27 protein-coding genes and 2 riboswitches are annotated in these 26,985 nt (G+C 36.0%); of the genes, 22 read left to right on the top strand and 5 right to left on the bottom strand.

Annotation, left to right across the window (positions count from 1 at the left end):
• Position 1 precedes the first annotated feature (1 nt).
• From H964_RS12035 to purB, 10 genes are all read left to right on the top strand, one after another.
• A complete protein-coding gene (locus H964_RS12035) occupies positions 2-100 on the top strand; it encodes a 50S ribosomal protein L27 (protein ID WP_272943673.1) in 99 nt (32 codons plus the stop codon).
• Between the two features lie 115 nt (positions 101-215).
• Positions 216-1,499 (top strand): GTPase ObgE, encoded by a 1,284-nt coding sequence (gene obgE / locus H964_RS01425; protein ID WP_039764112.1) that lies wholly within the window; start codon positions 216-218, stop codon positions 1,497-1,499.
• 109 nt (positions 1,500-1,608) lie between these two features.
• Positions 1,609-1,794: a hypothetical protein gene (locus H964_RS01420; RefSeq protein ID WP_011917100.1), complete on the top strand. Its 186-nt coding sequence runs from the start codon at positions 1,609-1,611 to the stop codon at positions 1,792-1,794.
• A gap of 112 nt (positions 1,795-1,906) precedes the next feature.
• On the top strand, positions 1,907-2,194 hold the full coding sequence (gene yhbY, locus H964_RS01415) for a ribosome assembly RNA-binding protein YhbY (protein ID WP_011917101.1): 288 nt from the start codon (positions 1,907-1,909) through the stop codon (positions 2,192-2,194).
• Between the two features lie 72 nt (positions 2,195-2,266).
• A riboswitch (SAM riboswitch) is annotated at positions 2,267-2,389 on the top strand.
• Positions 2,390-2,495: 106 nt separating this feature from the next.
• Complete coding sequence (locus H964_RS01410; protein WP_039764109.1) at positions 2,496-3,770, top strand: O-acetylhomoserine aminocarboxypropyltransferase/cysteine synthase family protein; 1,275 nt, start codon at positions 2,496-2,498, stop codon at positions 3,768-3,770.
• A gap of 128 nt (positions 3,771-3,898) precedes the next feature.
• Positions 3,899-5,044, top strand: coding sequence for a homoserine O-acetyltransferase MetX (metX, locus tag H964_RS01405; protein ID WP_039764107.1), 1,146 nt, complete (start codon positions 3,899-3,901; stop codon positions 5,042-5,044).
• Positions 5,041-5,763, top strand: a complete 723-nt coding sequence (locus H964_RS01400; RefSeq protein ID WP_039764104.1) for an MBL fold metallo-hydrolase — start codon at positions 5,041-5,043, stop codon at positions 5,761-5,763. The genes metX and H964_RS01400 overlap by 4 nt, the downstream gene beginning before the upstream one ends.
• Positions 5,764-5,796: 33 nt before the next feature.
• Positions 5,797-6,687: a dipeptidase gene (locus H964_RS01395; RefSeq protein WP_039764103.1), complete on the top strand. Its 891-nt coding sequence runs from the start codon at positions 5,797-5,799 to the stop codon at positions 6,685-6,687.
• 129 nt (positions 6,688-6,816) lie between these two features.
• The gene (locus H964_RS01390; RefSeq protein WP_039764102.1) at positions 6,817-8,010 is read left to right on the top strand and encodes a pyridoxal phosphate-dependent aminotransferase; all 1,194 of its coding nucleotides are present in this window, start codon (positions 6,817-6,819) and stop codon (positions 8,008-8,010) included.
• Between the two features lie 52 nt (positions 8,011-8,062).
• The gene (gene purB, locus H964_RS01385; protein WP_039764101.1) at positions 8,063-9,493 is read left to right on the top strand and encodes an adenylosuccinate lyase; all 1,431 of its coding nucleotides are present in this window, start codon (positions 8,063-8,065) and stop codon (positions 9,491-9,493) included.
• Positions 9,494-9,587: 94 nt separating this feature from the next.
• On the opposite strand, the gene rgy is transcribed toward purB, so the two are convergent.
• The 5 genes from rgy to H964_RS01360 all read right to left on the bottom strand — a co-directional run bounded on the left by rgy (position 9,588) and on the right by H964_RS01360 (position 16,329).
• The gene (gene rgy / locus H964_RS01380) at positions 9,588-12,953 is read right to left on the bottom strand and encodes a reverse gyrase (protein WP_039764098.1); all 3,366 of its coding nucleotides are present in this window, start codon (positions 12,951-12,953) and stop codon (positions 9,588-9,590) included.
• Positions 12,954-13,089: 136 nt separating this feature from the next.
• Positions 13,090-13,557, bottom strand: coding sequence for an ACT domain-containing protein (locus tag H964_RS01375; protein ID WP_011917109.1), 468 nt, complete (start codon positions 13,555-13,557; stop codon positions 13,090-13,092).
• Between the two features lie 12 nt (positions 13,558-13,569).
• Positions 13,570-14,328, bottom strand: a complete 759-nt coding sequence (gene dapB / locus H964_RS01370) for a 4-hydroxy-tetrahydrodipicolinate reductase (RefSeq protein WP_039764095.1) — start codon at positions 14,326-14,328, stop codon at positions 13,570-13,572.
• 56 nt (positions 14,329-14,384) lie between these two features.
• On the bottom strand, positions 14,385-15,272 hold the full coding sequence (gene dapA / locus H964_RS01365) for a 4-hydroxy-tetrahydrodipicolinate synthase (RefSeq protein WP_011917111.1): 888 nt from the start codon (positions 15,270-15,272) through the stop codon (positions 14,385-14,387).
• Positions 15,273-15,327: 55 nt separating this feature from the next.
• Positions 15,328-16,329, bottom strand: a complete 1,002-nt coding sequence (locus H964_RS01360) for an aspartate-semialdehyde dehydrogenase (RefSeq protein WP_011917112.1) — start codon at positions 16,327-16,329, stop codon at positions 15,328-15,330.
• Positions 16,330-16,455: 126 nt separating this feature from the next.
• A riboswitch (Lysine riboswitch) is annotated at positions 16,456-16,640 on the bottom strand.
• Positions 16,641-16,796: 156 nt separating this feature from the next.
• Here H964_RS01360 and H964_RS01355 point away from each other — a divergent pair.
• From H964_RS01355 to H964_RS12030, 12 genes are all read left to right on the top strand, one after another.
• A complete protein-coding gene (locus tag H964_RS01355) occupies positions 16,797-17,189 on the top strand; it encodes a nucleotidyltransferase substrate binding protein (RefSeq protein ID WP_083931415.1) in 393 nt (130 codons plus the stop codon).
• The gene (locus H964_RS01350; RefSeq protein WP_039764089.1) at positions 17,186-17,485 is read left to right on the top strand and encodes a nucleotidyltransferase family protein; all 300 of its coding nucleotides are present in this window, start codon (positions 17,186-17,188) and stop codon (positions 17,483-17,485) included. Before H964_RS01355 ends, H964_RS01350 begins: the two co-directional genes overlap by 4 nt.
• A 5-nt stretch (positions 17,486-17,490) precedes the next feature.
• Positions 17,491-17,964: a 2-C-methyl-D-erythritol 2,4-cyclodiphosphate synthase gene (ispF, locus tag H964_RS01345; RefSeq protein WP_039764087.1), complete on the top strand. Its 474-nt coding sequence runs from the start codon at positions 17,491-17,493 to the stop codon at positions 17,962-17,964.
• A gap of 84 nt (positions 17,965-18,048) precedes the next feature.
• Complete coding sequence (locus tag H964_RS01340; protein WP_039764085.1) at positions 18,049-19,221, top strand: DNA double-strand break repair nuclease NurA; 1,173 nt, start codon at positions 18,049-18,051, stop codon at positions 19,219-19,221.
• 19 nt (positions 19,222-19,240) lie between these two features.
• Positions 19,241-19,825: a hypothetical protein gene (locus H964_RS01335; protein WP_039764083.1), complete on the top strand. Its 585-nt coding sequence runs from the start codon at positions 19,241-19,243 to the stop codon at positions 19,823-19,825.
• A gap of 19 nt (positions 19,826-19,844) precedes the next feature.
• The gene (locus H964_RS01330; protein ID WP_039764080.1) at positions 19,845-21,512 is read left to right on the top strand and encodes an ATP-binding protein; all 1,668 of its coding nucleotides are present in this window, start codon (positions 19,845-19,847) and stop codon (positions 21,510-21,512) included.
• 30 nt (positions 21,513-21,542) lie between these two features.
• Positions 21,543-22,802, top strand: a complete 1,260-nt coding sequence (locus tag H964_RS01325) for a metallophosphoesterase family protein (RefSeq protein ID WP_039764077.1) — start codon at positions 21,543-21,545, stop codon at positions 22,800-22,802.
• Positions 22,803-22,823: 21 nt separating this feature from the next.
• On the top strand, positions 22,824-25,397 hold the full coding sequence (locus H964_RS01320; protein ID WP_039764075.1) for an AAA family ATPase: 2,574 nt from the start codon (positions 22,824-22,826) through the stop codon (positions 25,395-25,397).
• A gap of 53 nt (positions 25,398-25,450) precedes the next feature.
• Positions 25,451-25,792, top strand: coding sequence for a YbaB/EbfC family nucleoid-associated protein (locus H964_RS01315; protein ID WP_039764072.1), 342 nt, complete (start codon positions 25,451-25,453; stop codon positions 25,790-25,792).
• Between the two features lie 17 nt (positions 25,793-25,809).
• Positions 25,810-26,409 carry a recombination mediator RecR gene (recR, locus tag H964_RS01310; protein WP_039764070.1) on the top strand — a complete coding sequence of 200 codons (600 nt, stop codon included), beginning with the start codon at positions 25,810-25,812 and terminating at the stop codon, positions 26,407-26,409.
• Positions 26,410-26,474: 65 nt separating this feature from the next.
• Positions 26,475-26,726 (top strand): hypothetical protein, encoded by a 252-nt coding sequence (locus H964_RS01305; protein ID WP_039764067.1) that lies wholly within the window; start codon positions 26,475-26,477, stop codon positions 26,724-26,726.
• A gap of 81 nt (positions 26,727-26,807) precedes the next feature.
• Positions 26,808-26,985 (top strand): pro-sigmaK processing inhibitor BofA family protein (locus H964_RS12030; protein WP_083931414.1); only part of this gene is annotated, 178 nt, incomplete at its 3' end.

Below are 26,985 nucleotides of genomic sequence, written 5' to 3'. Positions count from 1 at the left end.
ATTGTTTGCCTTGGTAAACGGTTATGTAAAGTTTGAGACAAAACGTGGAAGAAAGTTTGTATCAGTTATTCCAGCTGAAGAGATGGTAGCTGTTCAATAATTCAAAAATAGTATGACTTTCAAAAAAAGAGGCAAACTTAAATGAAGGTTTGTCTCTTTTTTTGTATCTTGAGAAATGATTTCTGCTAGAGTTTTTCAAATAAGAGGTGAATTTTATGTTTGTAGATGTTGCTAAAATTTACGTAAAAGCAGGGGACGGCGGAGATGGTATAGTAGCATTCAGACGTGAAAAGTACGTTCCAGCAGGAGGTCCTGCAGGAGGAGATGGCGGAAAAGGTGGAGATGTTATTTTTGTTGCAGACAGAGAGCTCAACACTCTGCTTGATTTTAAATACAAAAGACACTACAAGGCTCAAAACGGTGAGCGTGGCGGACCTAACAATATGCACGGAAAAGACGGCGAGGACTTGATAATAAAGGTTCCTGTTGGAACTGTAATAAAAGATGCTGAAACTGGTGAGATAATTGCTGACCTGTCGAGAGAAGGCGACAGAGCAATTGTTGCCCACGGTGGTAGAGGTGGCAGAGGAAATGCCCATTTTGCAACAGCCACAAGGCAAGTTCCAAGGTTTGCTGAGGTTGGGGAGAAAGGGGACGAGCTTTGGGTAATTTTGGAGCTAAAAGTCTTAGCAGATGTTGGACTGATTGGCTATCCAAACGTTGGTAAGTCAACATTCTTGTCTGTTGCAACAAACGCAAGACCTGAGATAGCAAACTATCCATTTACAACAAAGTATCCCAACCTTGGGATTGTATATATTAGCGAGGGTGAAAGCTTTGTCTTAGCAGACATACCAGGGCTTATTGAAGGGGCAAGTGAAGGAGCAGGTCTTGGGCATCAATTTTTGCGACATGTTGAAAGGACAAAGGTTTTGATTCATATTGTTGATGTGTCGGGAAGTGAAGGAAGAGAGCCTGTTGAGGATTTTATAAAAATCAATGAGGAGCTAAAAAAATACAGCCCTGAACTTGCCCAAAAGCCTCAAATTGTCGCAGCAAACAAGATGGACCTTCCTGATGCTCAGGCGTATTTTGAACTTTTCAAAGAAGAGATTGAAAAGATGGGGTATGAAGTGTATCCCATCTCTGCTGCAACTGGCATGGGGATAAGAGAGGTTTTAAAAAGAGCTTATGAACTTTTGAAACAGCAAAAGGCAGCTGAAAATGTCGAAGAGGATGCAAAGCCACGGACGTTTGTATACTACAAGAAAAAGGATGTAAAACCGCTTACTGTCAGAAAAGAAAACGGTGTATATGTTGTAGAAGGAACAGTTGTAGAGAAGGTAGCAAGAAACATAGTTTTAAATGACCATGACTCATTCAGGTATTTTCAAAATTTCTTAAACAAGCTTGGGGTCTTTGACAAGCTAAGAGAGATGGGAATCCAGGATGGCGACATTGTGAGGATACTTGATGTTGAGTTTGAATATTATGAATAAGTTTTAGATTTATCATAAAAATGGATATAGACAAAACAGTAAAAATGGGTTAAAATAATTGACAAGCAAAAAGAAATTCTTAAAAGGTTTGGAGGTTATCTTTTCTGATATGGAGTGCATCAATTGTGGGAACTGCAAGGTAGGTAATACCACATATTTTTGTTTTAAGGAAAACGGGTTTGTGGTGGATGTATCAAAACAAAAGGTGGTTGAGAAGGTAAGAAGCGGTTGGAAAAAGGGGGATCCAGAGTACGAGAAGCAGCGGCGCAGGTCTCGAAAAGAAGTAGAGGTCTAAAAATAAAAAAATGCCGGCAGAAAGGCAAAATCCTTTCTGCCGTTTTAGTTTATAAATAGCGAAAAAGAAGTATTTTATCAAAAATTAAATTCAAAAAGAGGTGAAAAATATCTTGCTAACATCCAAACAAAGAGCAAAACTCAGGGGCATGGCAAACACAATGGATGCAATTATTCGAATTGGAAAGGAAGGGATTACAGAAAGAGTGCTCAAACAAATAGATGAAGCACTCACTGCAAGAGAGCTTATAAAAATTGCCCTTGAGAAGAACTGTGAGATAGAGCCGAAAGAAGCGATAGCTTATATATGCGAAAAACTAAACGCAGAGCCTGTGCAGGTGATAGGAAGGAAGATTGTAATTTACAGAATGTCTGAAGAAAATCCAAGAATTCAGATTTAAAAAGTAGAGTATTGACCAATGTATTTTTAAATGGTATAATCAAAGCAACAAAATTGAATATTAGAAAATTACTTCTTATCAAGAGTGGCGGAGGGACTGGCCCTATGAAGCCCGGCAACCGGAAAAAGGTATGGGAGCCCTTTTTCTTGGTGCCAATTCCAGCAGGTATTTTTAAAAATACCTGGCAGATAAGAAGTAAGAAGATTTAGGAAGAAGTCTTCTTGTAGCTTATCTGCAGGAAGGCTATTTTTTTATCTTTTAAAAAGCACAACAAAAATTTAATGAAAGGAGAAAATAAAAGATGGAAAGAAAGTTTGGATTTGACACATTACAGATTCATGCAGGACAGTTTGTTGACAAAGAGACAAAGTCAAGAGCTGTTCCAATTTACCAGACAACTTCATACATCTTTGACACACCCGAAGAGGCTGCAGACCTTTTTGCACTCAAAAAAGCAGGAAATATATATACACGAATAGGAAATCCGACCACTGATGTTTTGGAAAAAAGAATTGCTGCACTTGATGGTGGTGTTGGTGCTGTTGCAACATCTTCCGGGCAAGCTGCTATCACTTATGCAATTTTAAACATTGCCAAAAGCGGTGATGAAGTTGTTTCAGCATCAACCCTGTATGGTGGGACATATACGCTATTTGCTCACACATTAAGAAAACTTGGTATCACTGTAAAGTTTGTAAACCCTGACTATCCAGAAGAATTTGAAAAAGCAATAACAGACAAAACAAAAGCTATTTTTGTTGAAACTCTTGGCAATCCTAACATAAACATTCCTGATTTTGAGGCAATAGCAGAAATTGCACATAAACACGGGATTCCTTTTATTGTAGACAACACATTTGCAACACCCTATTTGTTCAGACCAATTGAGCATGGTGCAGACATTGTTGTGTATTCAATGACAAAGTTTTTAGGTGGACATGGGACATCAATTGCAGGGATTGTAGTTGACTCTGGGAGATTCGAGTGGAATGAAAAATTCCCAGATTTAATTCAGCCTGACCCAAGTTATCACGGTCTTGTTTATACAAAGGAGTTCGGAAATGCTGCATATATTGCAAAACTAAGACTTACACTTCTTAGAGACATTGGTGCTTGTATATCACCGTTTAATTCGTTCCTGATTTTACTTGGCGTTGAAACGCTTTCGCTCAGAATGCAAAAGCATGTTGACAACGCAATGAAATTAGCAGAGTTTTTGAACAATCATCCAAAAGTGGAGTGGGTAAACTATCCGGCCTTAGAGGGCAACAAATACTATGACCTTTACAAAAAATACCTACCAAAAGGTCCTGGTGCTATCTTTACATTTGGACCAAAAGGCGGCTATAGCGCAGCAAAGAAGATTATAAACAATGTAAAGCTCTTTTCACACCTTGCAAATGTTGGCGATGCAAAATCGCTCATTATTCATCCTGCATCAACAACCCATCAGCAGTTAACAGAAGAAGAGCAAAGGCAAGCTGGAGTTTTGCCAGAGATGATAAGATTGTCTGTTGGTATTGAAGATATTGATGATTTAATATATGATATTGAGAGTGCACTAAATAAAATTTAAAATAGAGAATATAATAAGACCTATCATCTGCTGCATGAAAGATTGCTCCAAGATAAAAAGTTAAAAATTGATGTAAGGGGCAATCTTTCATGCATTTTAAATAAGCTTCAATGTGGGGGTAAAAGAGATTGGAGAAATTTGAGTTTTGGGAAGAGGGCTACAAAAAGTTTGTAAAATTTGCACACAACAAGGACTTTGTATTAGAAAGTGGCAAGAAATTCGGACCCATTACAGTTGCTTATGAGACTTATGGAGAGATTAATAAAGAAAAGAACAACATTATTTTGATAACTCATGCCCTGACAGGCGATTCACACGTTGCAAAACATTCAGAAGATGACACAAAACCCGGCTGGTGGGACAAGTTTGTTGGACCTGGCAAGATGATTGACACAAATAAATATTTTGTAATATGTTCAAATGTGTTCGGGGGCTGTCAAGGAACAACAGGTCCTTCTTCTATTGACCCTGAGACAGGAAAGCCTTATGGTGCAAGGTTTCCTATTATAACTATCAAAGACATGGTCAATGTTCAAAGAAAACTTTTGGAAGTACTGAAAATAGAGCATATTTTATGCGTTGTTGGCGGTTCCATGGGTGGTATGCAAGCTTTAGAGTGGGCTGTGAGCTACCCGGATTTTATGGACGGTGTTATAAACATTGCATCGCCACTTAAACTCAACGCGCAGTCAATTGCATTTAATGAAGTTATGAGAAGGGCTATTATGTCAGACCCAAACTGGCACGGTGGAGATTACTATGACAAGACAGGACCCTCTCAGGGACTTTCAATTGCCAGGATGCTTGGTATGATAACATACCAGTCTGACAAGCTCATGGACAGAAAGTTCAATCGTCGAATGAAAGACCCTGTTGAGAGCTTTTTTGAGTCGTTTAACACTGAGTTTGAAGTAGAAAGTTATTTACACTATCAGGGTATGAAACTTGTTCAGAGGTTTGATGCAAACACATATTTATACCTTACACGAGCAATGGACCTATACGACCTTGGAAGAACATATGGAAGTGAGGATGAGGCACTAAGAAGGATTAAGGCAAAATTTTTGCTCGTAGCCATAACCTCTGATATCCTTTTCCCAATAAGCCAAATGAGATATATGAGAGATAGGCTCCAAGAAGCAGGTGTTGATTTGATTTACAAAGAGATTGAATCGGATTATGGACATGACTCTTTTTTAGTAGAAGAAGAAAAGTACAGGGATATAATTACTGAGTTTTTAGAATTACTATATAACAAGGAGATGATAAAATGATTTTGACAATCTTGGGTGCAAGAGGCCCATACCCTGCCAAAGATGAGGCAACGTCCGGTTATCTGCTAAAAACGAAAAGTGCGAACATTCTGATTGACTGTGGAAGTGGTGTTTTGTCAAAGCTTTTGAACTATATTGCTTTTGACGATATTTCTTTTATAATATGCTCGCATCTTCACGCTGACCACACAAGTGATTTAGGGGTTTTGAGGTACTACTTTGCGTCCCGTGGCAAAGAGATAGACCTTTTTATTCCATCTGAGCCACAAGAGGAATATAACCTAATTAAAAAGGGCGTTTACAATGTTAGAAATATTGAAGAAAACTTGCAAACCCAAATAGGTAGTGTTAAACTTTCCTTTTTTGAAGGTCAACACCCATACAGGAGTTTTGCTGTTAGGATTGAAGAGGGAGGGAAAGCCTTTGTGTTCTCTGGTGATACAGGATACAAAGAGGATTTTGCAGCGTTTTGCAGCGGTGCAGATTTGCTCTTGCTGAATGCTGCATATACTGATGAAGAGGTTGGAAAGATTGAGGAGCCAAAAAGGTACCATATGAGTCCAAAACAGGCAGCAAAGGTGGCAAAAGAAGCTGGAGTCAAGCTTTTAGTCTTGACACACCTAAAGCCAGAGTGTGATGAGCAAAAGCATTTAGCCTCTGCAAAAGAGATTTTTGATAATGTAGTTCTTGCAACAAAAGAAAAGGTAATAGAATTTTAATAGAACCCCAAGAAGATAATAGGAGCTGTAGCAGTGTTTGCTGATGCTCACAATGACACATTGACAGCAGCATTTTTCAAAAATGAAGGACTTTTTGAAAATTCATTACAGTTTGACTTTAAAAGAGCAAAACAAGTTGATTTAAAACTTCAGTACATGGCAATATGGCAGGATACAAGGCGCAAAGATATCGATTTTATGGAGGACATCTTTACAATTCTGGATTTGCTAAATAAATATGATGTAAACAATGTTGGTATCTCAAAAATTATTGATGAGAATAAACTAAATATTTTGGTAATTGTTGAAGACATTTCATTTATCAATGATATTTTTGATGTTGAAATATTGAAAGAAAAAGGTGTAAAAGGTGCTACGCTTTCGTGGAATCACAAAAACAAGATTTGTGGCGGAGCTTATGAAGATGAAGCTCTAAGCAGTTTTGGAAAAGAAATTTTAAAAAGACTTTTGGAGATGAACTTTATTGTTGACCTTGCCCATGCACCGCAGAGAACATTTTATGATGTTGTAAAGATTATTAATAGTCCGTTTATTGTAAGCCATTCAAACTGTTATGCGTTGTGCAAACACCCACGAAATCTCACGGATGATCAGATAAAGATTGTAGGAAGTTTTAATGGTTTGATTGGGATAAGCTTTTATTCGCCTTTTTTAAGTGAAAGGTCTGCAAAGCTCGAAGACATTGCAAAACATATAGCACATGTCTCACAGTTAATTGGCCATAAGCATGTGTGTTTAGGTTCTGACTTTGACGGAGCAGACAATTTTGCCCAAGGTATAAATGGTGTTGAGGATTTTCCAAAGATAAAGCGCGTGTTAGAAAGTTTTGGATTTAGCAGAGATGAGATTTTTGACATTTGCTACAACAATCTTTTGAACTTTACCTGCAGGTTTCTAAAATGAAATTTTTTTATTTAAAACTTGCGTTTTTGTGCTCTTAAATCCTATTTTTTCGTAACATTGATATTGAAAAATGCATATAAATATGATATAGTATTGCAAAAACAAGTTGAAAGGGCGAAGGGAGAAAGGATGAAGTATTCACAAAGAGCGCTAAGTATTTCAGCGTCACCAACCTTAGCAATAGACGCTTTAGCAAAAAAATTAAAAGAATCTGGTGAAAATGTAATTGGTTTTGGTGCGGGTGAGCCTGATTTTGACACACCTGAAAACATAAAATATGCAGCAATTGCTGCCATTGTTAAAGGATACACAAAGTACACACCGGTTGCGGGGATTGCCTGTTTAAAAGAAGCTGTTGCAAAGTATTATAATGATAATTATGGAATTTCTTGTTCTGCAGATGAAATAGTCATTTCAAATGGTGCAAAGCATTCTCTGATGAATGTTTTTTTTGCTCTCTTGAATGAAGGTGATGAGGTACTTCTTCCATCTCCATATTGGGTTACATATCCAGAGCTTATAAAACTTGCAGGTGGCAAGGTTGTAGTTGTACCGACACAAAAAGAGTCGAATTACAAGGTAAGTGGCAGAGATTTACAAAAGTATATCACATCTAAGACAAAAACCCTTGTTTTAAATTCTCCGTCAAATCCAACTGGTATGGTCTATACATATGAAGAGCTGAAAGAGATTGTTGAACTTTGTATACAGAATGAAATATTCATTATTTCAGATGAGATTTATGACAAACTTATATATGATGGACAAAAGCACATATCACCAGCCTCTTTTGGTAATAAGGCAAAAGATCTGACCGTGATAGTAAATGGTGTTTCAAAGTCTTATGCAATGACAGGCTGGAGAATTGGGTATACTCTCTCAAACAAGGATTTAGCAAAGATTATAACAAACCTTCAGAGCCACACAACCTCAAACCCCAATTCAATTGCCCAGTATGCTGCATATGAGGCTCTGAGCGGTCCTCAAGAAAGTCTTAAGAAGATGGTAGAAGAGTTTGCAAAAAGAAGAGATTTGATATATGAGCTTGTAAATGAGATTGAGGGTTTAAGTAGCGTAAAACCCCAAGGCGCATTTTATATTTGGGTCGACTTATCAGGTGTTATTGGGAAAAGTTTTAACGGGAAAGTTATAGACAGTGCAAATACCTTTGCAAAGCTTCTTTTAGAAAATGAAAAAGTTGCAGTTGTTCCAAGCGAAGGCTTTGGTATGGAAAATCATATGAGGCTTTCATATGCTACATCTGTGCAGAATATCAAAGAGGGCTTGGCCAGAATAAAGAGGTTTGTTGAAAAGCTCAAATAAGGTATAATTAAAATTATAGAAAATACAGAAAAAATAGGGGAAGTGAAGAAAGTTGCACCACATTTATGAGACACCACTTAACTCACGTTATGCAAGCGATGAGATGAAAAGACTTTTTTCTGATGACACAAAGTTTAAGCTTTGGCGGAAGCTTTGGATTGCTTTGGCAGGAGCACAAAAAGAACTGGGGCTTGACATCTCTGATGAACAGATAGAAGAGATGAAAAAGTATTCAGATGACATAAACTATGATGTAGCAAAGCAAAAAGAAAAAGAGCTTCGTCATGATGTAATGGCTCACATTCATGCGTTTGGTGAGCAGGCAAAAAAGGCAAGACCAATTATCCACCTTGGCGCAACAAGCTGCTTTGTGACAGACAATGCAGATATCATCATAATGTATGAGGCAATGAAGCTTATTAGAAAAAAGCTTGTCAGCTGCATAAAGGTGTTGTCTGAATTTGCTTTAAAGTACAAAGACATGCCGACATTGGGTTTTACACACTTTCAGCCTGCTCAGCTAACAACAGTCGGCAAAAGAGCAATGCTGTGGGTTCAGGACCTGGTGATGGACCTACAATTTTTAGAGTATGTAATGGACCACACTTACCTAAGAGGCGTGAAGGGAACAACTGGTACACAAGCAAGTTTCATGGCTCTTTTTGATGGTAATGAAGAAAAGGTAAAAAAGCTTGACCAGCTTGTTTGTCAAAAGATGGGTTTTGAAAAGAGCTTCCCACTTACATCCCAGACGTATCCGAGAAAATTTGATTATTTAGTTTTATCAGTGCTTGCATCAATTGCGCAAAGCGCTTATAAATTTGCAAACGATATAAGGCTTTTGCAGCACTTAAAAGAGATAGAAGAACCGTTTGAAAAAACGCAGGTTGGTTCATCAGCAATGGCATATAAAAGAAACCCTATGAGATGTGAGAGAATCTGTGCCTTGGCAAGGTATATAATGGTCAACATTCAAAATCCACTGTTTACAGCATCCGTCCAATGGCTGGAGCGTACTTTGGACGATTCTGCAAACAGGCGAATTGCGATCCCTGAGGCGTTTTTAGCAACAGATAGTATTTTAAACCTTTATCACAATGTTGCAAGTGGGCTTGTTGTGTATGAGAACATGATAAAAAGACACATTGAACAAGAGCTTCCGTTTATGGCAACCGAGAATATACTGATGGAAGCGGTAAAGCGTGGCGGTGATAGGCAGGATTTACATGAAAAAATTAGAAGGTATTCCATGCAAGCTGCTCAAAATGTCAAAGAATTTGGGAAGGAAAATAACCTGATTGAACTCATATCGAACGACCCAAGCTTTAGACTTTCAAAAGAAGAAATTGAAGCTATTTTAGACCCTAAAAAGTTTGTAGGAAGAGCACCGTCTCAGGTAAAAGAATACTATGAGGAATATGTAAAACCTATATTGGAAAAGTACAAAGATGACCTTGATTTCAAATCAGAGGTGAATTTATAGAAAAAAATAGAAAGGGACTGTTTATTTTCCAGTCCCTTTTCTATTAATTTCTTTTTTGTATTACAAAAGTCGTTTAAATCAAAAAAGTTCTGTTTCACCTTTGCATAATTTTTGTAAGCTCTTCATATAAGCTATTTAACACACTTTGATAATCCTTTTCACCCATTTCAACGATTTCCATAAGTCTTTCAAGATCCCTTGTTGTCTCTTCATTTATATAATCTTGGTAATGTTGTGCAAGGTAAGAATACACTTTTCTTCCAAGTGCAGTTGAACGAATCCTTCTATATTGGTCCTCGAATACATATCCTCTTTTGAAAAGGGTCTCAACCATTTTAGCATATGTGGATGGTCTTCCTATATTCTTTTGTTTCATCTCATCAATAAGCATTGCTTGGGTGAAAAGAGGGGTTGTGTGCTTCTTGTAACTTTTCTTTTCTGTTATTTGGTATTCTCCACTTTCAAATTTTGAAAAAATCTGAATTGGACTGAACAAAAGCCAGCCTTCTTCTATCACCCCAATAGGCATTTCTTTTTCTATTTCTTGTTTATCAAACCTGAAAATTAATTTTTGATATTTTACAAGAGGGTTTTTCATCTGGCTTGTGAAAAATCTATTGAATATAAGTTCGTACACCTTAATATGATTAGCTGTCAAACCCTGAGCAAGTCTTTCACTTGACAACTCTTTTAACTCCAAAGGCGAAATTGGCTTAACAGGTCTTATTGCCTCGTGCGCACCCTCCGACCCGAAACTTCGGCCTACAAACAAGTCCCTTTTGCCTATCTTTTCTAAGTATAATCTTGCCACATTTTGACCTGTAAGTGATATTCTGTTTGAGTCAGTTCTGTGATATGTTATAAAACCATGTTCAAACAAAAACTGTAAAATTTCCATAATTTCCTGTACGCTGAGGTTTAATTTTTGTGATGCATAAGACAAAAGTGTGGGTGTATTAAATGGCAAAATAGTCTCAAGCTCTTTTTCATTTTCTTCTACTACCTCTACTAATACCTTGTCGCCATCTATTTTGCCTTCTGCCTCAAATCCAAACCCATTTTCAAATCTCACAAATGTAAATTCTTTTTGACTCTTTGCATATTCCTTTTCTCTTTCTATAATCCAGCCAAGGACAGTAGATTGCACTCTTCCTGCAGATAAATTATAGCTTTGAAAATTTTTCTGGAGCTTTGAGCTCAGTTCAAAACCAACCCACCTGTCTTCAATTCTACGTACAATCTGAGATTTTACAAGGTTTGCATTAAAATCGCGCTGGTTTTTTATGGCACTTTCAAAACCAAATTTTGTTATTTCGTGCATTTCAATTCGTCTTAAGTTCGGATTGACAGGTTTTAGATACTGGGATATATCCCATGAAATCTTCTCGCCCTCAACATCAGGGTCTGTTGCAACTAAAACTTCGTCTACTTCAGCTGCTATCTCACGAAGCACCTTTAATATCTCCTTTTTGTCATCAATCTTATCAGAGCCACATTTAGGACATGAAGGATACTCATCAGTAAACTGTGTACCACAGCTTGTACAGCGTTTGATAGAGTTATAGTACGGGATAAAATTGCCGTTTGATATTTCTACCCCATGCACTCCTGTTTTTGTATCAAGGTCATACACATGTCCTTTTGAGGCAGTTATGAGCAAAATTCCATCTGGAGTTACTGATTCGTATACAGAGAGCCTTCCATACCTTCTTGTTGATGCTTTTTCTAAAAATCTTGAAATTGTCTCTGCTTTTGTGGGCGATTCTACAATCATAAACCTTGACTTCAAATCTGAAGACCTCTCGGTTATTGAAGCCTCATTTCTGCTCATTTCAACCTCTTTGATTAAATCCTCAAAACATACCTCATCTTCGGTTTTCCATTCTTCATCAAGCAAAAACATGAGTCTTGACCTGAGACTTTCGAAAAGTAGGTCATCATCTTCAAATAAGATTGAAACTCCTTTTGTCAAAGAGCTACCCAACATTCGTGATGTCCTACCAGAACCTTGGATATATGTGAAAACATCAGGGAAGAATATCTGACCCTCATCTGAGATTTTCAAGTTTGAAAAGGACTTTTTAACAAAAACAGTCCACTTATCTTGAGGAATATACTTTTTTACTATCTCTCTTAACCTTTCGACCCGATATCTATCTATGCCTTTAAAAAAGCTTTTTAGCTTGGGATGTTCTTCAAGATAGTCAGAAAACACCCTTTCTAAGACAAACCGGGGCGCCTTTTCAATATCTGTTGAAAACCTAAACGAGGGCGTGCCCCAAAATATTGAATACTTTATTCTCAAGGGTAGGTCTATGCCTCTCACAAGCTTTCCATAGTATGAGTATATGCCACATAGAATTTTGAGCTTTCCATCTTTGAATTCCTCAAAACTTTTTTCAAAATCTTCCCATGTTTTACCGACAGATATTCCTTCGTTTTCTAAAAAGTTTATCACATCTTTGCCTTCTTCTTCATTTTCAACAAATAAGAGGATGCCATCATTGAGGATTTTGATTGTCTCAAGCAGCTTTTCTTTCGATTTTTTAGCAATTCTAATATTTGTAATATTTCTTATGCTGAATGTGAATCTACCTATTTCGAAACCAAGTAGCTCTCTAAACAAAAGAGGTTTTAGTCCTTGTGGCTTTGCAGTAGCAGAAGATACAATGAGAATGCCTTTAGATAAAGTAGAAGATGTGCCGTTTTGTTTTTGTTCAGGATACTTAATACCTTTTTTGAGGTTTTCAAATGTCTGGTCAATTGTCTTTTGGTCAATTCCAATCATCTGCAAAAGAGTGTCAATGTTTTTTGAAGATTTCAAAATTGCATCAACATCATCTACAAACACTAATGAGAATACCTTTTTTGCTAGGTCATCTTTTCGCTTTGATATAAATTGCGATGAAACAATCAAGATGTCAAATTCACCGTTTTCAAAGTTTTTCTCAAACTCGTCCTTTTCGGTTCTTTTCATTGATGACTTATAAGATAGAATTTTAACACTTTCTTTTGGCTCTTTATTGGCAAACTCAAGAAGTCTCTGATGCGCTTGTTCAACCAGCGATACAGTAGGAAAGATTAAAGCTACCTTCTTGCCATTTTTTGCCATCCACAGTGTTGCAACAAGTCCAAATGTTGTCTTACCAAGGCCTGTGGGAGCAATTAAAGTGAAACTTTTTGAGAGTAAAAGTCGCCTTGCCCAGAGCCGTTGATATCCTGTCATCGGTTTTCCAACTTTTGATACAAAAAACTTTTCAAACTCTTTATATTCATTTTTGAAATTCCAAAAGTAGGCATAATCTTTTAGGCTATTATGTTCTTTCAAGCTTTCAAGGATATTCATATTATTTTCAAATGGTAGACACTTTTCACATGGAAGTCCTTTTTGATTTCTTGTATCTGAGTTAATACCACCACAGTTTATGCATGAATGATAATATTTTGCTCCTGTTGCCAAGCAAAATTCCCCCTTATTCTTTTTTGAGGGCTTTTAGTTTTTCTAATTTTCAAATATACTAAGGGTTTTGGAAAAATTCAATATTAAAAAAAGCTGCCCGCTTTAAAATTTTCCTATCGGGGCAGCTTTTCAAAGTTTACTCTAATTCAAATCTCTGTTTTATAATCTCAACGGCCTTTTCCTCATCTTTCTGATCAATCAAGTATGAGATGTCAACCTCGCTTGTTGTCACCATCTTAAGCTCAACACCTGCTTCTGCCAAAGTGGTGAAAAGGGATGCTGCAACGCCCGGCAAATCTCTCATAGCTTCACCGTAGATACTCAGCTTTGTCAGGTTAGAAATTATGTCAATTCTTAAATGTGGAATCTCTTTTTTGAACTTGCTCAGCGCTGAAATTGCCTTTGGTACATTTTCTTCATCAAGACTAAATGATAGATTTATATTTCCTTTGTACGGAGCTGTCTGGCTAATCATGTCAATGTTTATTCCGTGGCTTGCTACTTCATTGAAGATTGAGGCAATCAGGTCTATTTTGTTTGGGACATTATCCAATGTTATCATGGCAACGTTTTGAGTGACATTTAAATTTGTCACAGGCTTCAAATTCAAAACACCTCACATTGAATTAATCAGATCACTCATGTTATATATACCCGGCTTTTTGTCTTTTATAAACATTGCAGCCCTGATACTACCGTTTGCAAAAACCTCTTTTGAAAGGGCTGTGTGTTTTATCTCTATAATCTCATCTGGACCAGCAAAGATAACACTGTGCTCTCCAACAATTGTACCTCCGCGCACTGAAAAAATTCCTATCTCATTTTGAGCCCTTTTCTTTCTTCTTGTGTGCCTGTCATAGATGTACTCATACGCATTGTTTGCAACCTCGTTGATAGCATCTGCAAGCATAAGAGCTGTGCCAGAAGGTGCGTCAATCTTCTGGTTGTGATGTTTTTCAACAATTTCAATATCAAACTTACTTCCCAGCGTCTTGTATGCTTTTTGTACAAGATCTGCAACAAGGTTAACACCAAGTGACATGTTGGCAGACCAAAAAATTGGTATCTCTTTTGAAGACTCAACAATCTTTTCTTTCTGTTCACTTGTAAAGCCTGTTGTGGCAATTACAACTGGTTTTTTCTTTGCCTTTGCAAATTCTAAAATTGCAAGTGTAGCCTCTGGCAGAGAAAAATCAATTATTACATCAAACTCTTCTTGAATTTGGGAAGGATTACTGTAAACAGGATAGTCAAAATTTCTTGTAGTGTTCAAATCAACACCTGCAACAATTGTAACATCTTCATATGTTTTTGCAACCTTGCTAACAACCTGACCCATCTTGCCATTGCAACCGTTAAGTAAAACTTTTAGCATTTGTGCATCACATCCATCTATGCTTAGTTTTTTAGAGATGTTTAAAAACGTATTTTTTACTCTTTTATGTTTATTCCATAGTCAATAAGAGCCTTTTTTAGTATCTCTCTATTTTTCTCAGTCATTGTAGTAAGCGGCAGTCTTGGCCTTCCGACATTGAATCCCATCATATTCATAGCTTCTTTTACAGGTATTGGATTTACCTCAATAAATAATGCTTTGATAATTGGAAGTAGCTTTAGCTGCAGCTCTTTTGCCTTTTCAACTTGGCCGTTTAAGAAGTACTCAACAATATCATGTGTCTCATCAGGCAAAATGTTAGCAAGAACTGAGATCACACCAATTCCACCAACAGAGAGTACTGGTACAATCTGGTCGTCATTTCCAGAGTAGATGTCAATGTCAGGGCAGAGCATAGCAATTTCTGCAACCTGTGTGATATTTCCGCTTGCTTCTTTGATAGCTCTTATGTTAGGAAGTTTTGAGAGCTCCTTCATTGTCTCGGGCAGTATATTTAGCCCTGTTCTTGATGGAACATTGTAGACAATTATAGGGATTGACACAGCATCGTTTATTTCTTTAAAGTGTTCAATCAGACCTTTTTGGGTTGTCTTATTGTAGTAAGGTGTTACATGCAAAAGACCATCTGCACCAAGCTCCTGGGCTTTTTTGGAAAGATATACTGCATGTTTTGTATGGTTGCTGCCAACACCCGCAATGACAGGTTTTCTGCCAGCTACCCTATCAATGACAAATCTAATTACCTCTAAATGTTCATCGTCTGGCATTGTCGAAGGCTCGCCAGTTGTACCACATACGATGATAGCATCTGTTTTGTGCTCAAGATGAAAATCAACAAGCCTCCCAAGAACTTCAAAGTCCACACTTTCCTCGTCCTTAAAAGGTGTTATCAAGGCAACACCTGAGCCTTTAAAAATTGGCATAGCAATAAAACCTCCCATTTATTCAAAACATTAAATTATGGTCAAACTGAAAATATTAACTAAAGAAATACTCAATTACCTTCTCAGCTATCTGAACAGCATTTGTAGCAGCACCTTTTCTGATATTGTCAGCAACAACCCAAAGATTTACACCACTTTCAACAGATTCATCTCTTCTGATTCTTCCAACATACACTTCATCCTTACCAGATACATAGATTGGCATTGGGTACAAAAGATTTTCTGGGTCGTCTTGAACAACAACACCTGGTGCCTGTCTTAAAGTTTCTTTTAATTCTTCTAAATCAAATTGTTTTTCAAATTCAACGTTAATGGACTCACTATGACCATTGAAAACAGGTACCCTTACGGTTGTTGCTGTAATTTTGATAGAGTCATCATGCAAAATCTTCCTTGTTTCATTTATCATCTTCATCTCTTCTTTTGTATATCCATTTTCTAAGAAAACGTCAATATGAGGAATTACATTTCCTGCAATTGGATATGGAAATTTCTTTGGTGGTGCACCTTTTAAACCTTCTTCCAAATCTAAATATCCTTGATACCCAGCACCTGAGACAGCCTGATATGTCGAGTACACAATTCTCTTTATTTTGTATTTATCATGCAAAGGCTTTAGAACAACAACTGCCTGAATTGTTGAGCAGTTTGGATTTGCGATAATTCCCTTATGCCACTTGATATCCTCTGGATTTACCTCTGGTACAACTAAAGGAACGTCTTTTTCCATACGCCATGCGCTTGAGTTGTCAATTACAATGCAACCTTTGGAGGCTGCGATTGGTGCAAAGTGGAGAGAGGTAGATGCACCAGCTGAGAAAAGTGCAATGTCTATCCCTCTGTCAAATGAATCTTCTTTTAGCTCTTCTACAATGTATTCCTTTCCCATAAACTCAACCTTTGTACCAGCTGATCTGCTTGATGCAAATAGGTAATATTCTTCAACAGGAAGATTTCTCTCTTCTAACACTTTCAAAAATGTTCTACCAACCATACCAGTTGCGCCAACTATTGCCATTTTGATTTTCCTTGCCATTTTTGAATTAGCCTCCTCTAAAAATATTTTACTTTATTTCTGCATACAAAATCAAATAAAACTAAAAAAAGCTGGTCTTCAGCCAGCTTCTGTTAATATATTGTATAACAAGGATTATACAATATATTAACAGATAGCGCTCCACCAATTTTTCAATTGGTGACAGTTGCATGGATATTCTCCATGCACCCAGGGAAGTTTCCAAGAAGAAAGAAACTCCCTTCGGCGTCTTTTCCTTTCAGCAGGCTTCATCTGTGTCTTCTTTCACATCCACCTGCCTACTCTTAAAAGACGCGACCTCTATCTATTAATATATTATGAGCTATTCACTTGTGGTGTTTATTTAATAATACCATTAAAATTCTTTGTATGTCAAATCTTTTTGAAAAGCTAAAATTTATTTTCATGTGATATAATTTAAATACCAACGCGTAAAAAAACAAAATTAAAAATGGAGGATGGATAATTTGGAAAAAATTAAAGAAAGGTTTGCTAATTTTCAGAAAGCACTTTTGAGATTGAAAGAAGCTATAGAAGAAAGGAGCGATAATCCTCTTTTGTATGATGGTGCTATTCAAAGATTTGAATTTACATATGAGCTTGCCTGGAAATTATTGAAGGCGTATTTGGAATATCAAGGCATAGTAAGTATTTCTTCACCCAGAGCAGTTTTCAAAGAAGCATTTTCAGGGGGTTTGATTGAAAATCAGGAAAAATGGCTAAGGATGATTGAAGATAGGAACTTGACTGTCCACACCTATGATGAATGTGTTGCCAAAATAATATTTGAGAGAATAAAAAGTGATTACTTACCTTTGTTTGAGGAACTTGAGAAAAAAATCGAGGAGTTGATTAAATGAAATTTGGGATTGAAGATGTCATATTTGAGAAAATTATGGAGCTCATCAGAAGTGAAAGGACAATAAAAAAGGCTATATTATTTGGTTCAAGAGCAAGAGGTGATTATAAAATAAATTCGGATATTGACATTGCAATAGTGGTAGATGGTGAAACAACAGCTGGTTTTAAATTAGATTTGGATGAAGCTGCAGGGCTTTATAAGGTTGACTTAGTTGAACTTGAGAAATTAGAAAACGAAACATTCAAAAATAAAATCTTAAAAGAAGGAATTGTAATATTTGAAAGGGGAGTTTAAAGCAAATGTTTAAAGTGGGAATTGGATATGATGCTCACAGATTTGTCGAAAAAAGAAAACTAATCTTAGGTGGTGTTGAGATTCCATTTGAAAAAGGGCTTTTAGGTCATTCTGACGCAGATGTTTTAATTCATGCAATAATTGATGCCATCCTTGGTGCTATGGGCGAAAATGATATTGGAAAGCTCTTCCCTGACACTGATATGAAATACAAGGATATCTCAAGTATAGTCCTTTTAAGGGAAGTTTCGAAACTTTTGAAAAATAAAGGTATGAGTATAATTAACATAGATACAACAATAGTTGCACAAAAGCCAAAGATTTCTCCATATACAGATGAGATGAAGACAAACATTGCAAAGGCTTTAGATATTGAAAAAACTCAGGTAAACATAAAAGGGAAAACAACAGAAGGTTTGGGATTTGAAGGAAGAGAAGAAGGAGTTTCAGCTTACGCTATTGTTCTATTACACGAATAAATGTTTGATAAATTTTATTTATAATGGTATAATCTTAAGTGATTGATAGTGATCGATTACATTAAATATAGTGGATGTGAGAGAATGTTAGATTTACACAATTTAGCTCAGCAAATAAGTGAAAAGAGAAATATGATATTGCAAAAAGAAAAAGAGATAGAAGAAAATATTCAAGAGGTTTTTAATTTTTTAAGCTTTTTAGATGAGCAAAAGGTAGAAAAGGTGCTTTCTAAAATTCCAAGAAAAGATGAGAAAAACGAAATCTTATTTTGTCTTCCATATTATAGTAACTTTAATAAATTTATGACGGGTTTTCCCTGTGAGGTTCAGACAAGTTATGAAGTATTTGCAGTTGATGGTAGCAATACTGAGATTGACAGGCATATCTCACAGCCTTACTACCTTTTGAACATTGCCTGTGTAGAAATTACTTATAACAATGAAAACAGCAATTTTAATTACCAAACATATCCTTACATTTACCTTGACGAAGAGCTTTATTCAAAAAAAGAAGCTCAGGCAATCAAAAGCTCATCTGAAATATCAAGAGAAAGACAAACAAAAGAGTACATGGCTATTTTAGAGTATGTTGAAAACTGTTTACCAAAAAGTGATCTGAGACTTGTTCTTTATGATGGAAATCTCATTGATTGGACACAAGACAGGCAGGGTTTACGCTTTGGCAGAAGAGCAAATCTTGAGCTTGAAAAGATTTTTAATGTGGCAAAACAAAAAAACGTAGCAGTTTGTGGTTTTATTTCAATGCCAAAGAACTCTATTATCTCTAATCTTTATAGGATATATAACTGTGAAAAGATGCGGATTGACTGTAAAGAATGCAGCAGAGAAGAAAAGAGAAATTGTGAAAAGATAGAGAGAATAAAAGATGTATTTTTGTTTTCGGACCTAAAAAGTGGACAGCACTCTAATGTATTTTACACCTTAGGAAGAGCATTTGACGAGTTTGAAGACACAGATATTACCTTTGTTTATCTTGCAACTGGCTACGAGATTGCACGAATAGAAATTCCTGTTTATGTTGCAAAAGATGAAAAGTGGCTCAAAAAATGTATCGGTGCAATATATCACCAGTGCCAGGTTGGATTTGGTTATCCTATATCGCTCACACATGCTCACGAGTTTTCTACTATCTCACATCAGGACAAAGCAGCCATAGAAAATATCCTTTTGGGGGTTGGAGATGAGATTTTGCCATATTCTGCAAAGAAGAATAATAAGGTCAAAAGGATAGTATAAAAAAGGAGTTGTGCTGGTGATGGCAGTTGGTGAGATAATTGATATTTCTTTTACTCAAATTACATGTGAAGCAAAAGATCTTGACAATATCCCTACAGCCGGTCAGTTTATAAGATTTGAGCTTGATAACTACAAAGTCTTGGGGTGTGTTACAAGGTATGACGTAGGAAGTATATCACAAGAAGGATATCCGCGGGCCCTGTGGAAAACCCCAGAGGAGCTAAAAAGGTTTTATCCACAGCTTGAGCAGATTTTAAAAGGTTATTTTAAGTGTATAATCCTTGGCTTTATATCAAATGGCAAGTTCATAAACTGCCTTCCGGACAGAAGTATAAGGCTTCACACAATGGTTGAGTTGGCAGACAAAAACGATATCCTTTTGGCAACACAAAGCAGTTTGTTTCTAAACTCTGTTATAAAAGCAAAGGATGTTGACGTTGTTGAGGTAATTCCGTGGATGCTCTACTTTGCCTATGTTGCAAGAAAAAAGGATTATGAGTACATAGAGCATATGGGGAAAGAGCTAAACGCATATCTTAAATATGACTTAAATCTTCTTACACCTATTATTGAAAGACTGGAAAATTTGATTTCTCACTTATAAAAAAAAGGGTGAGTAAAAGATGCCGGAAAAGTTTTATACTGGTCAAAGGATTGGCAAGGTCATAGGCGGCTCATTTTTAGAAGGGCTTGCAATAAAGGTTGAAGATGATTCTATCATTGAAGATACAAGAATAGGTAGCATCTTAGTTAGCCAAACAGAGAAGAAAAAATACTATTGCATGCTCACTGATATGGTCATAGAAGGCATGAACAAGCAATCTTTAACTGAGCTTCCAAGAGGCACTGAGTTTTCTCTTTTAAATAGAATTACAAGAGGAACTTCAATTTACACAATATTTAAGGCCCAGCCTGTTCTTGCATTTGATCTGCAAGAGGGGAAAAACCAGCCAATAAGAAACATTCCTCTTCATGCTTCAAGTGTCAGAAGGGCAACATATGATGATATCCAAGATGTATTTGGAAGCTTTGAAAAAGACCCCAAACGTTTTTTCCCAATCGGAAGCGTTCTTGACATGGATGAAAGTACCCAGGTGTGCATTGACATAGACAGGTTCATTGAAAGAAGCAGTGGTATTTACGGTCGAACAGGTACAGGAAAGTCATTTATTGCAAGGCTTATAATGGCAGGAATTATTCTTTCTGACAAAGCCTCTTTGCTGATATTTGATGCGCACTCAGACCACGGTCCAGATAGCATTGATGAGGAAAACCATCATGTAAAAGGTTTAAAAAGTCTTTTTGGGAACAAAGTTCAGATAATGACAATTGAGAGCAGTTCAATAAACAGAGCAGGAGTGCTTCCAATTGAGATTGATGTGAGAGATGTTGAGGTTGAGGACATCTTGTCAATCTCTGAAGAGCTAAACTTAAATGAAACAGCTGAACAAGTGATGATTGCTCTCAAAAACAAGTTAGAGGCACAAGGAAGACATTGGCTTCAGGAAATCTTGGTAAATGGTGAGGAACTTGCTGAGGAGTTTAAAGACAGTGAGGCTATTGTCAACAGAAGTTCACTTTTAGCGCTTATAAGAAAACTTTCTGTATTAAAAGAGCTTCCTTATCTTAAGTACGACAGAAGTCCTGGAACAAATTCTATTGATATAATCCTTGATTATCTTCAAAAAGGAATTAGCGTTGACATAACCTTTGGCAAAGGAGACAAGCTCCTAAACTACTTATTTGTCACAAATGTATTGTCAAGAAGAATATACAATAAATACATGGAGATGTACGAAAAACACATCTCAAACAGAAAAAAATATCCAGCACCAAGACCGCTCGTGATTGCAATTGAGGAAGCCCACAGATTTTTATCACCGGATGTTGCAAAACAGACAATATTTGGCACAATAGCAAGAGAGATGAGAAAGGCAAAGGTAAGTCTTATGTGCATAGACCAGCGTCCATCTCAGATAGACAGTGAGATTGCCTCACAAATAGGGACAAGGGTGATTTTAGCACTTTCTGATGAAGCGGACATTGCAAGTGCGCTTGCTGGTATGAAAAATAGTAAACAACTGAGGGCTATTATTGAGTCTCTTGATTCAAAACAGCAAGCGCTTGTTATTGGCCATGCTGTCCCAATGCCAATTGCAATAAAAACAAGAGGGTATGACCAGAGCTTTTACGATTTTGTTTCGATTTACAGTCCAAAGACTGATGTTGAAGACAATTACAGGAAGGCACTTGAAGCCTCAGAAGAGTTTCTGAAAGATATGGAGTATTAGAAATTCCTTTTAATAAAGGGTGGAACATAAATGTCAATACGAGGTGTTCACACAGCAGATCTTCATTTTGGTGTGACAACATACAGCAAAGAAACTCCAGATGGACTGGGATCGCGTGTTCATGATTTTTTCAGGACATTTGATAGAATATTAGAGTATATAAGACAAAACCATATAGACCTTTTGCTCATCACTGGGGATATATTTAAAGACAGGGAGCCAAACTCTACCTTGCGAAATATGTTCTACAAAAGGGTTGTTGAGATTGCAAAAGAAGGCGTATTAGTTGTAATAGTTCCTGGGAATCATGACATGCACCCATTTGAAGCAAAACATCATTCAGTCAAGGTTTTTGAAATATTTGAACAAGAAAATATTGTTGTAATGGATAAGCTTTTTGAAACGAAGGTGTTTGATATAAAAGGTGAAAGACTCAGAGTTATAGCTGTACCATATCTTTACCTTGAAAGGTTTATAGATAAAACAATCCCTGAGAAGATTGAGCAGATTGAGCAAAACATTGCAAATTTTTTTGAAGAAAGATTGGCAGAAATTTTAGACTCATGTGAAGATGATATACCGACCATCTTAGCAGGCCACTTTACAGTCAATGAAGCTGAAGTTGGCAGTGAAAGAATGATTATGATAGGAAAAGATGTAAAGGTACCAATTTCTGTACTTTTACATCCAAAACTTAGGTTTGTTGCCCTTGGCCATATCCACAAACCACAGATTTTAAATTCTAAAGACCCGGCAATTGTGTACTGTGGCTCGCCTGACAGAATAGATTTTTCAGAAGCACAAGACCAGAAAGGTTTTGTAGTATTTGGAATAGACAGAGAAAATTTTTGGTTTGAGTTTAAACCTGTTGTTGTCAGGCCTTTCTATCAACTTGAAATTGATTTGTATGAAGCAGATAGTGATGTAGAGAAAATACTTATTTCAGAGATAGACAGAAAAATAAAGAACTTAGAAGAAAACTCATCTGCAAACGTGAAAGCATCAGTTATAAAGCTTATAATAAGGACACAAAGTTTGCTAAAGGAAAGGCTTAATTTAACCAAGGTAGAAGAGTATTTAAAAGACATGTGTTTCATTTTAGCCCCGATTGAGATAGAGGTCACAGATGCCAAGAAAGATTTTAGGATTATCGAGGTTGATGAAAAGTCAGATCCTATTTTTGCATTTGAAAGGTTTTTGTCTGCAAGCCCAAAATATAAAGATATAAAAAACAAAAATGAGGTAGTTGCGACATTTAAATCCTTGTTTGAAGAAGCACAAAGTGACTAAAAAAAGTTGGGGGGTCAATTTTTGAGACCACTTTACTTAAAGATCGAAAATTTTAAATCTTATGGTGAAAATTTCAATGAAATTGACTTTAAAAATATTAAGGTTGCGTGTATTGTAGGTAAGAATGGAAATGGGAAATCTTCTATTGCAGAGGCAATTACATGGGCACTTTTTGGTGAATTTGAGAGACTTCAGACTGGCAGGCGTGGCAAAATCTCTGAAACAGAATATATAAACTCACATAAAGATTACATGCAGGTTGAGTTTGAATTTGAGATAGATAAGCTTGTGTACAGGGTTGTAAGAAGGCTTGATAGAAGAGGGAAAAAATATCTTTCTCTTTTTATCAAAAAAAATGATGTGCTGATTCCAATTAGTGAAGCAAACTATACTCAGACACAAAACAGACTGGAAAGGATTTTAGGGATAGACTTTAATGTGTTTTTACACTCGGCATACCTTTCTCAGAAACGAACAGAAGACTTTTTGTTATCATCACCAGAGGAAAGGCGTGAGATTTTAGCTAAGATTTTAAACCTCGGCGTATATGACAGAATAAATGAGCTTGCAAAGGAAAAGAAAAAAGAAAAAAAGATGATGCTTGATCTCAAAATCAAGGAAAGTGAAGAGAAGTTAAAACTTACTTCAGAAGAAGAGAGTATTAAAACATCTATTTTAGAGCTTGAAGAGAAAACCAAAAAGATTACAGGCGAATTAGATACACTTAAGAATGAGCTAAATAATCTTGTATTTCAAAAATATGAAATAGAGCAGAATCTCAAGAGCATTGAAGAGAAGAAAAGAGAAAGAGAGGAAATTAGAAGAAAACATGAAAGTATAAAACAGAAGATTGAAGATAGCAAAAAAGAGCTTACAAAGATAGAAGATGAGCTAAAAAGTGAGTCTGAAATAACTTTAAAAGCAAGGGAATATGAGATTCTTAAAAACAATTTAGAAGCTCTTGAAAAAGAGTATAATACTTTTGTGAAGCTTAAAAATGATATAGCACTTATTGAAAAAGAAATAAGTGGAAAGATAGAACAGAAAAAAATATTTGAAAAATCTGTGAAAGAGACTACTGAAAAGCTTAGCAGAGAGAACTCAGAGCTTTCTAAGTATGAAGAAGAGCTAAAAAAGTCAGAAATTGAGATTTCCAACGTTGAGAAAGAGCTTGAGAAAATTAAGGGACTGAAGCAAGAGTTGGAAGAAAAAAGGGATGAGATTACAAAAATTGAGAAGTTTTTAGAAGTAGTTGATAGTAAGCTTAAAGAACTTGCAACAAACTATAAGTTAATTGAGTCAAATAAAGGGAAATGTCCTGTATGTTTGCGGAAAATAAATGGCGAAGAGGAAAAGGAGCATATTAAAAGAGAGATAGCATCTCAAGGGAGGGAGTACAAGGAAAAAAAGGAAAAGTTAAATTTAAAGCTATCAAGCCTTAAAAAACAATATCAAGAACTTGAAGAAAAGGTAAAACAAGAAGAGGTTTTGCGCACCAAAGAGAAGAAGCTTCATGGTGTATACGAAAATTTAAAGGCAAAGGTAGAACAAAAAAAGCAAAATATTAAAAACTTACAAGACTCAATTTTTAACGACGAACAAAATATAAAGGCCTGTGAGCAGGAAGTAATAAAGCTTGAGCTGAGATTAAAAGATTTAAAGGATGATCTTAATAAGTTAAACTTTGATGAGGAAAATTACAATATTCTTCTACAAAAGGTAAAAGAGCTTGAGGTATATCAAAACTTGCTGAAAACAATAGAAATAAACAAGGTAAAGGCAGAGAACCTGAGAAATCATATTCTTGAGTACCAAAAGGAAGAAGATGAACTTTCAAAAAAGATTCAAGAGATAGACAGAGAGTTGTCTGATATGCTTTCTCAATCATCAGCCGAGAAACTTTCGAAGATTAAATCAGATATAAATAGTTGTGAGATAAAAATCAGTCGTCTTCAAGAAGATTTAAACTCTATCTTAAAAGAAATAGGGATTTTTGAGCAGAAACTCAGCCAAATCAAAGAAGCTAAAAAGAAACTGCTTGTACTTGAAAAAGAGATAGAAGAAATAAAAAAAGAGATAGAAATTTATGATATCATCATTGACATAACTGGTCCTGATGGTATTAAAAATGAAATAATTGCAAACACCCTGCCACTTGTCAGGGATGAGGCAAACCGGCTTTTAAAACTTTTGACAAATGGAGCTTTTTCAATTGATTTTAAAACACAAAAGGAAATGGCTTCTGGTAAGACAATAGAAACACTCCAAATAGAGATTTCAGATAAAAATGGTACAAGAAACTACGAACTTTTTTCAGGGGGCGAACTTTTCAGGATTAACTTTGCTATTCGGATAGCTCTTGCAAAGGTACTTTTAAAGAGAGCAGGTGCTTCGATTAGAATGTTAATCTTGGACGAGGGTTTTGGGTCACAGGATGAAGAAGGAAAAGACCACATAATAGAATGTTTAAATCAAATCAAGGACCAGTTTGATACAATACTTGTAATAACCCATATTGAGGATTTGATGGATGCGTTTGACCAGAAGATAATTGTAAAAAAAGATATAGAAGGGTCTAAAATTTTTGTTGTATAATATATGAGTATTTTTTAAATATTGAAGCTAAAAATGAGGAGGTAAACAAGAATATGGCAAAAAACAGGTTTCCAGGACTTGGTGGCGGTTTTAACATAAATCAGCTTCAAAAACAGGCAAAAAAGATGCAAGAAGAGATTGAAAAGCTACAAGAAGAGTTAAACCAAAGAGAAGTTGAAGCTACTGCAGGTGGCGGTGCTGTAAAGGTTGTTATAAACGGTAAAAAAGAGATTAAAAGTATTGAGATTTCCCCAGAGGTTGTTGATCCAGACGACATTGAAACACTTCAAGATTTAATAGTTGCCTGTGTAAATGAGGCAATTAGAAAGGTTGAAAAAATGATAGAAGAAGAGATGCAAAAGGTAGCAGGTTTTGGGTTTCCAGGTCTTTTTTAAGATGAGGTTGATATAATATGCAAGCAAAAGAAAATGCTATCTCAAAACTTATCCAGCAGCTTGAAAAACTGCCTGGCATAGGCCAAAAAACTGCACAGAGGCTTGCTTTTTATATAATTAACATGAAAAATGAAGATGTAAAAGCATTGGCAGAGGCAATCTTAAGTGCCAAAAATAGCACAAAATTGTGCAAAATATGTTGCAACTTTACAGAAGGTGATATTTGTCATATATGCAGTGACGATAAAAGAGACAGAAGCATAATTTGTGTTGTTGAGGAGCCTCAGGATGTTGTAGCCCTTGAAAAGGTAAAAGAATACAAGGGACTTTACCATGTACTGCATGGTGCAATATCACCGCTCAAGGGTAAATATCCTGAACAGCTGACAATTGATGTTCTTCTAAAAAGACTTGCTGATACTAATGTAAAAGAAGTAATAATTGCTACAAACCCGGATGTGGATGGTGAGGCAACTGCATCATATTTAGCGAGACTTATAAAGCCAATAGGTATTAAAGTGACAAGAATTGCCCGTGGTATTCCGGTTGGCGGCGATATTGAATATGCAGATGAGGTAACAATTCTCAAAGCAATTGAAGGAAGAAAAGAGATTTAGTGTTATATCAAAGCAAATATTGGTGCATAATATATAAAAGAAATATTTTTTAGGCAGTTTAAAAGATGAATATGGAAGTTTTAAGCATTATCTCAAACCAAGTATCTGATGTAGAGTTGCTTTTGCAGATTAAAAACCGAAAAGAAAAGGATTATGAGTACTTACTCAAATACGTAAAAGGACTTTTAGATAGTGCAAATACTCTTTTTAACTACTCTTCAGACCAAGATTTGATTGAGATTGCCATCTATCAACAGATACTTGCTGAGAAGTGGCTAAACTACTTGTATAAGCTCCTAAAAAAGAACCCTCAATAAAAAAGAGGGTTCTTTTTATTTTTGGTTTTACATAAAATAGATTAAAGAAACTATTTCTTAAGGAAGATATTAAATTGCAAGATGAAAATATTGGATTTTCTAATTAGATTTTTGTTCACTTGCTGTTTTATTGTGCTTTTTAATTTCTTATTTGAACCATACGGACTTCACATTGGGTTTAACATTGTAAACCTTGGAGTTGGTACATTAATAGGATTTCCCGGTTTTGCCTTGCTTTTTATTCTGGCTTTTCTTTTTT

The sequence above is a fragment of the Caldicellulosiruptor sp. F32 genome, from assembly GCF_000404025.1.
Classification (GTDB): Bacteria; Bacillota; Thermoanaerobacteria; order Caldicellulosiruptorales; family Caldicellulosiruptoraceae; genus Caldicellulosiruptor; species Caldicellulosiruptor saccharolyticus.
The sequence above is the reverse complement of the archived record's forward strand: the minus strand, read 5'-3'. Positions and strand labels throughout refer to the sequence as shown.

Excerpts from the sequence above, each read along its gene's own strand:
- H964_RS01410 (WP_039764109.1), top strand. The coding sequence starts at position 2,496 with ATGGAAAGAAAGTTTGGATTTGACACATTACAGATTCATGCAGGACAG.
- H964_RS01325 (WP_039764077.1), top strand. The coding sequence starts at position 21,543 with ATGTCAATACGAGGTGTTCACACAGCAGATCTTCATTTTGGTGTGACA.
- H964_RS01420 (WP_011917100.1), top strand. The coding sequence starts at position 1,609 with ATGGAGTGCATCAATTGTGGGAACTGCAAGGTAGGTAATACCACATAT.
- H964_RS01335 (WP_039764083.1), top strand. The coding sequence starts at position 19,241 with ATGGCAGTTGGTGAGATAATTGATATTTCTTTTACTCAAATTACATGT.
- H964_RS01390 (WP_039764102.1), top strand. The coding sequence starts at position 6,817 with ATGAAGTATTCACAAAGAGCGCTAAGTATTTCAGCGTCACCAACCTTA.
- H964_RS01360 (WP_011917112.1), bottom strand. The coding sequence starts at position 16,329 with ATGGCAAGGAAAATCAAAATGGCAATAGTTGGCGCAACTGGTATGGTT.
- dapB (WP_039764095.1), bottom strand. The coding sequence starts at position 14,328 with ATGCTAAAAGTTTTACTTAACGGTTGCAATGGCAAGATGGGTCAGGTT.
- H964_RS01305 (WP_039764067.1), top strand. The coding sequence starts at position 26,475 with ATGAATATGGAAGTTTTAAGCATTATCTCAAACCAAGTATCTGATGTA.
- ispF (WP_039764087.1), top strand. The coding sequence starts at position 17,491 with ATGTTTAAAGTGGGAATTGGATATGATGCTCACAGATTTGTCGAAAAA.
- recR (WP_039764070.1), top strand. The coding sequence starts at position 25,810 with ATGCAAGCAAAAGAAAATGCTATCTCAAAACTTATCCAGCAGCTTGAA.
- H964_RS01330 (WP_039764080.1), top strand. The coding sequence starts at position 19,845 with ATGCCGGAAAAGTTTTATACTGGTCAAAGGATTGGCAAGGTCATAGGC.
- H964_RS01400 (WP_039764104.1), top strand. The coding sequence starts at position 5,041 with ATGATTTTGACAATCTTGGGTGCAAGAGGCCCATACCCTGCCAAAGAT.
- obgE (WP_039764112.1), top strand. The coding sequence starts at position 216 with ATGTTTGTAGATGTTGCTAAAATTTACGTAAAAGCAGGGGACGGCGGA.
- H964_RS01340 (WP_039764085.1), top strand. The coding sequence starts at position 18,049 with ATGTTAGATTTACACAATTTAGCTCAGCAAATAAGTGAAAAGAGAAAT.
- dapA (WP_011917111.1), bottom strand. The coding sequence starts at position 15,272 with ATGCCAATTTTTAAAGGCTCAGGTGTTGCCTTGATAACACCTTTTAAG.
- H964_RS01315 (WP_039764072.1), top strand. The coding sequence starts at position 25,451 with ATGGCAAAAAACAGGTTTCCAGGACTTGGTGGCGGTTTTAACATAAAT.
- H964_RS01350 (WP_039764089.1), top strand. The coding sequence starts at position 17,186 with ATGAAATTTGGGATTGAAGATGTCATATTTGAGAAAATTATGGAGCTC.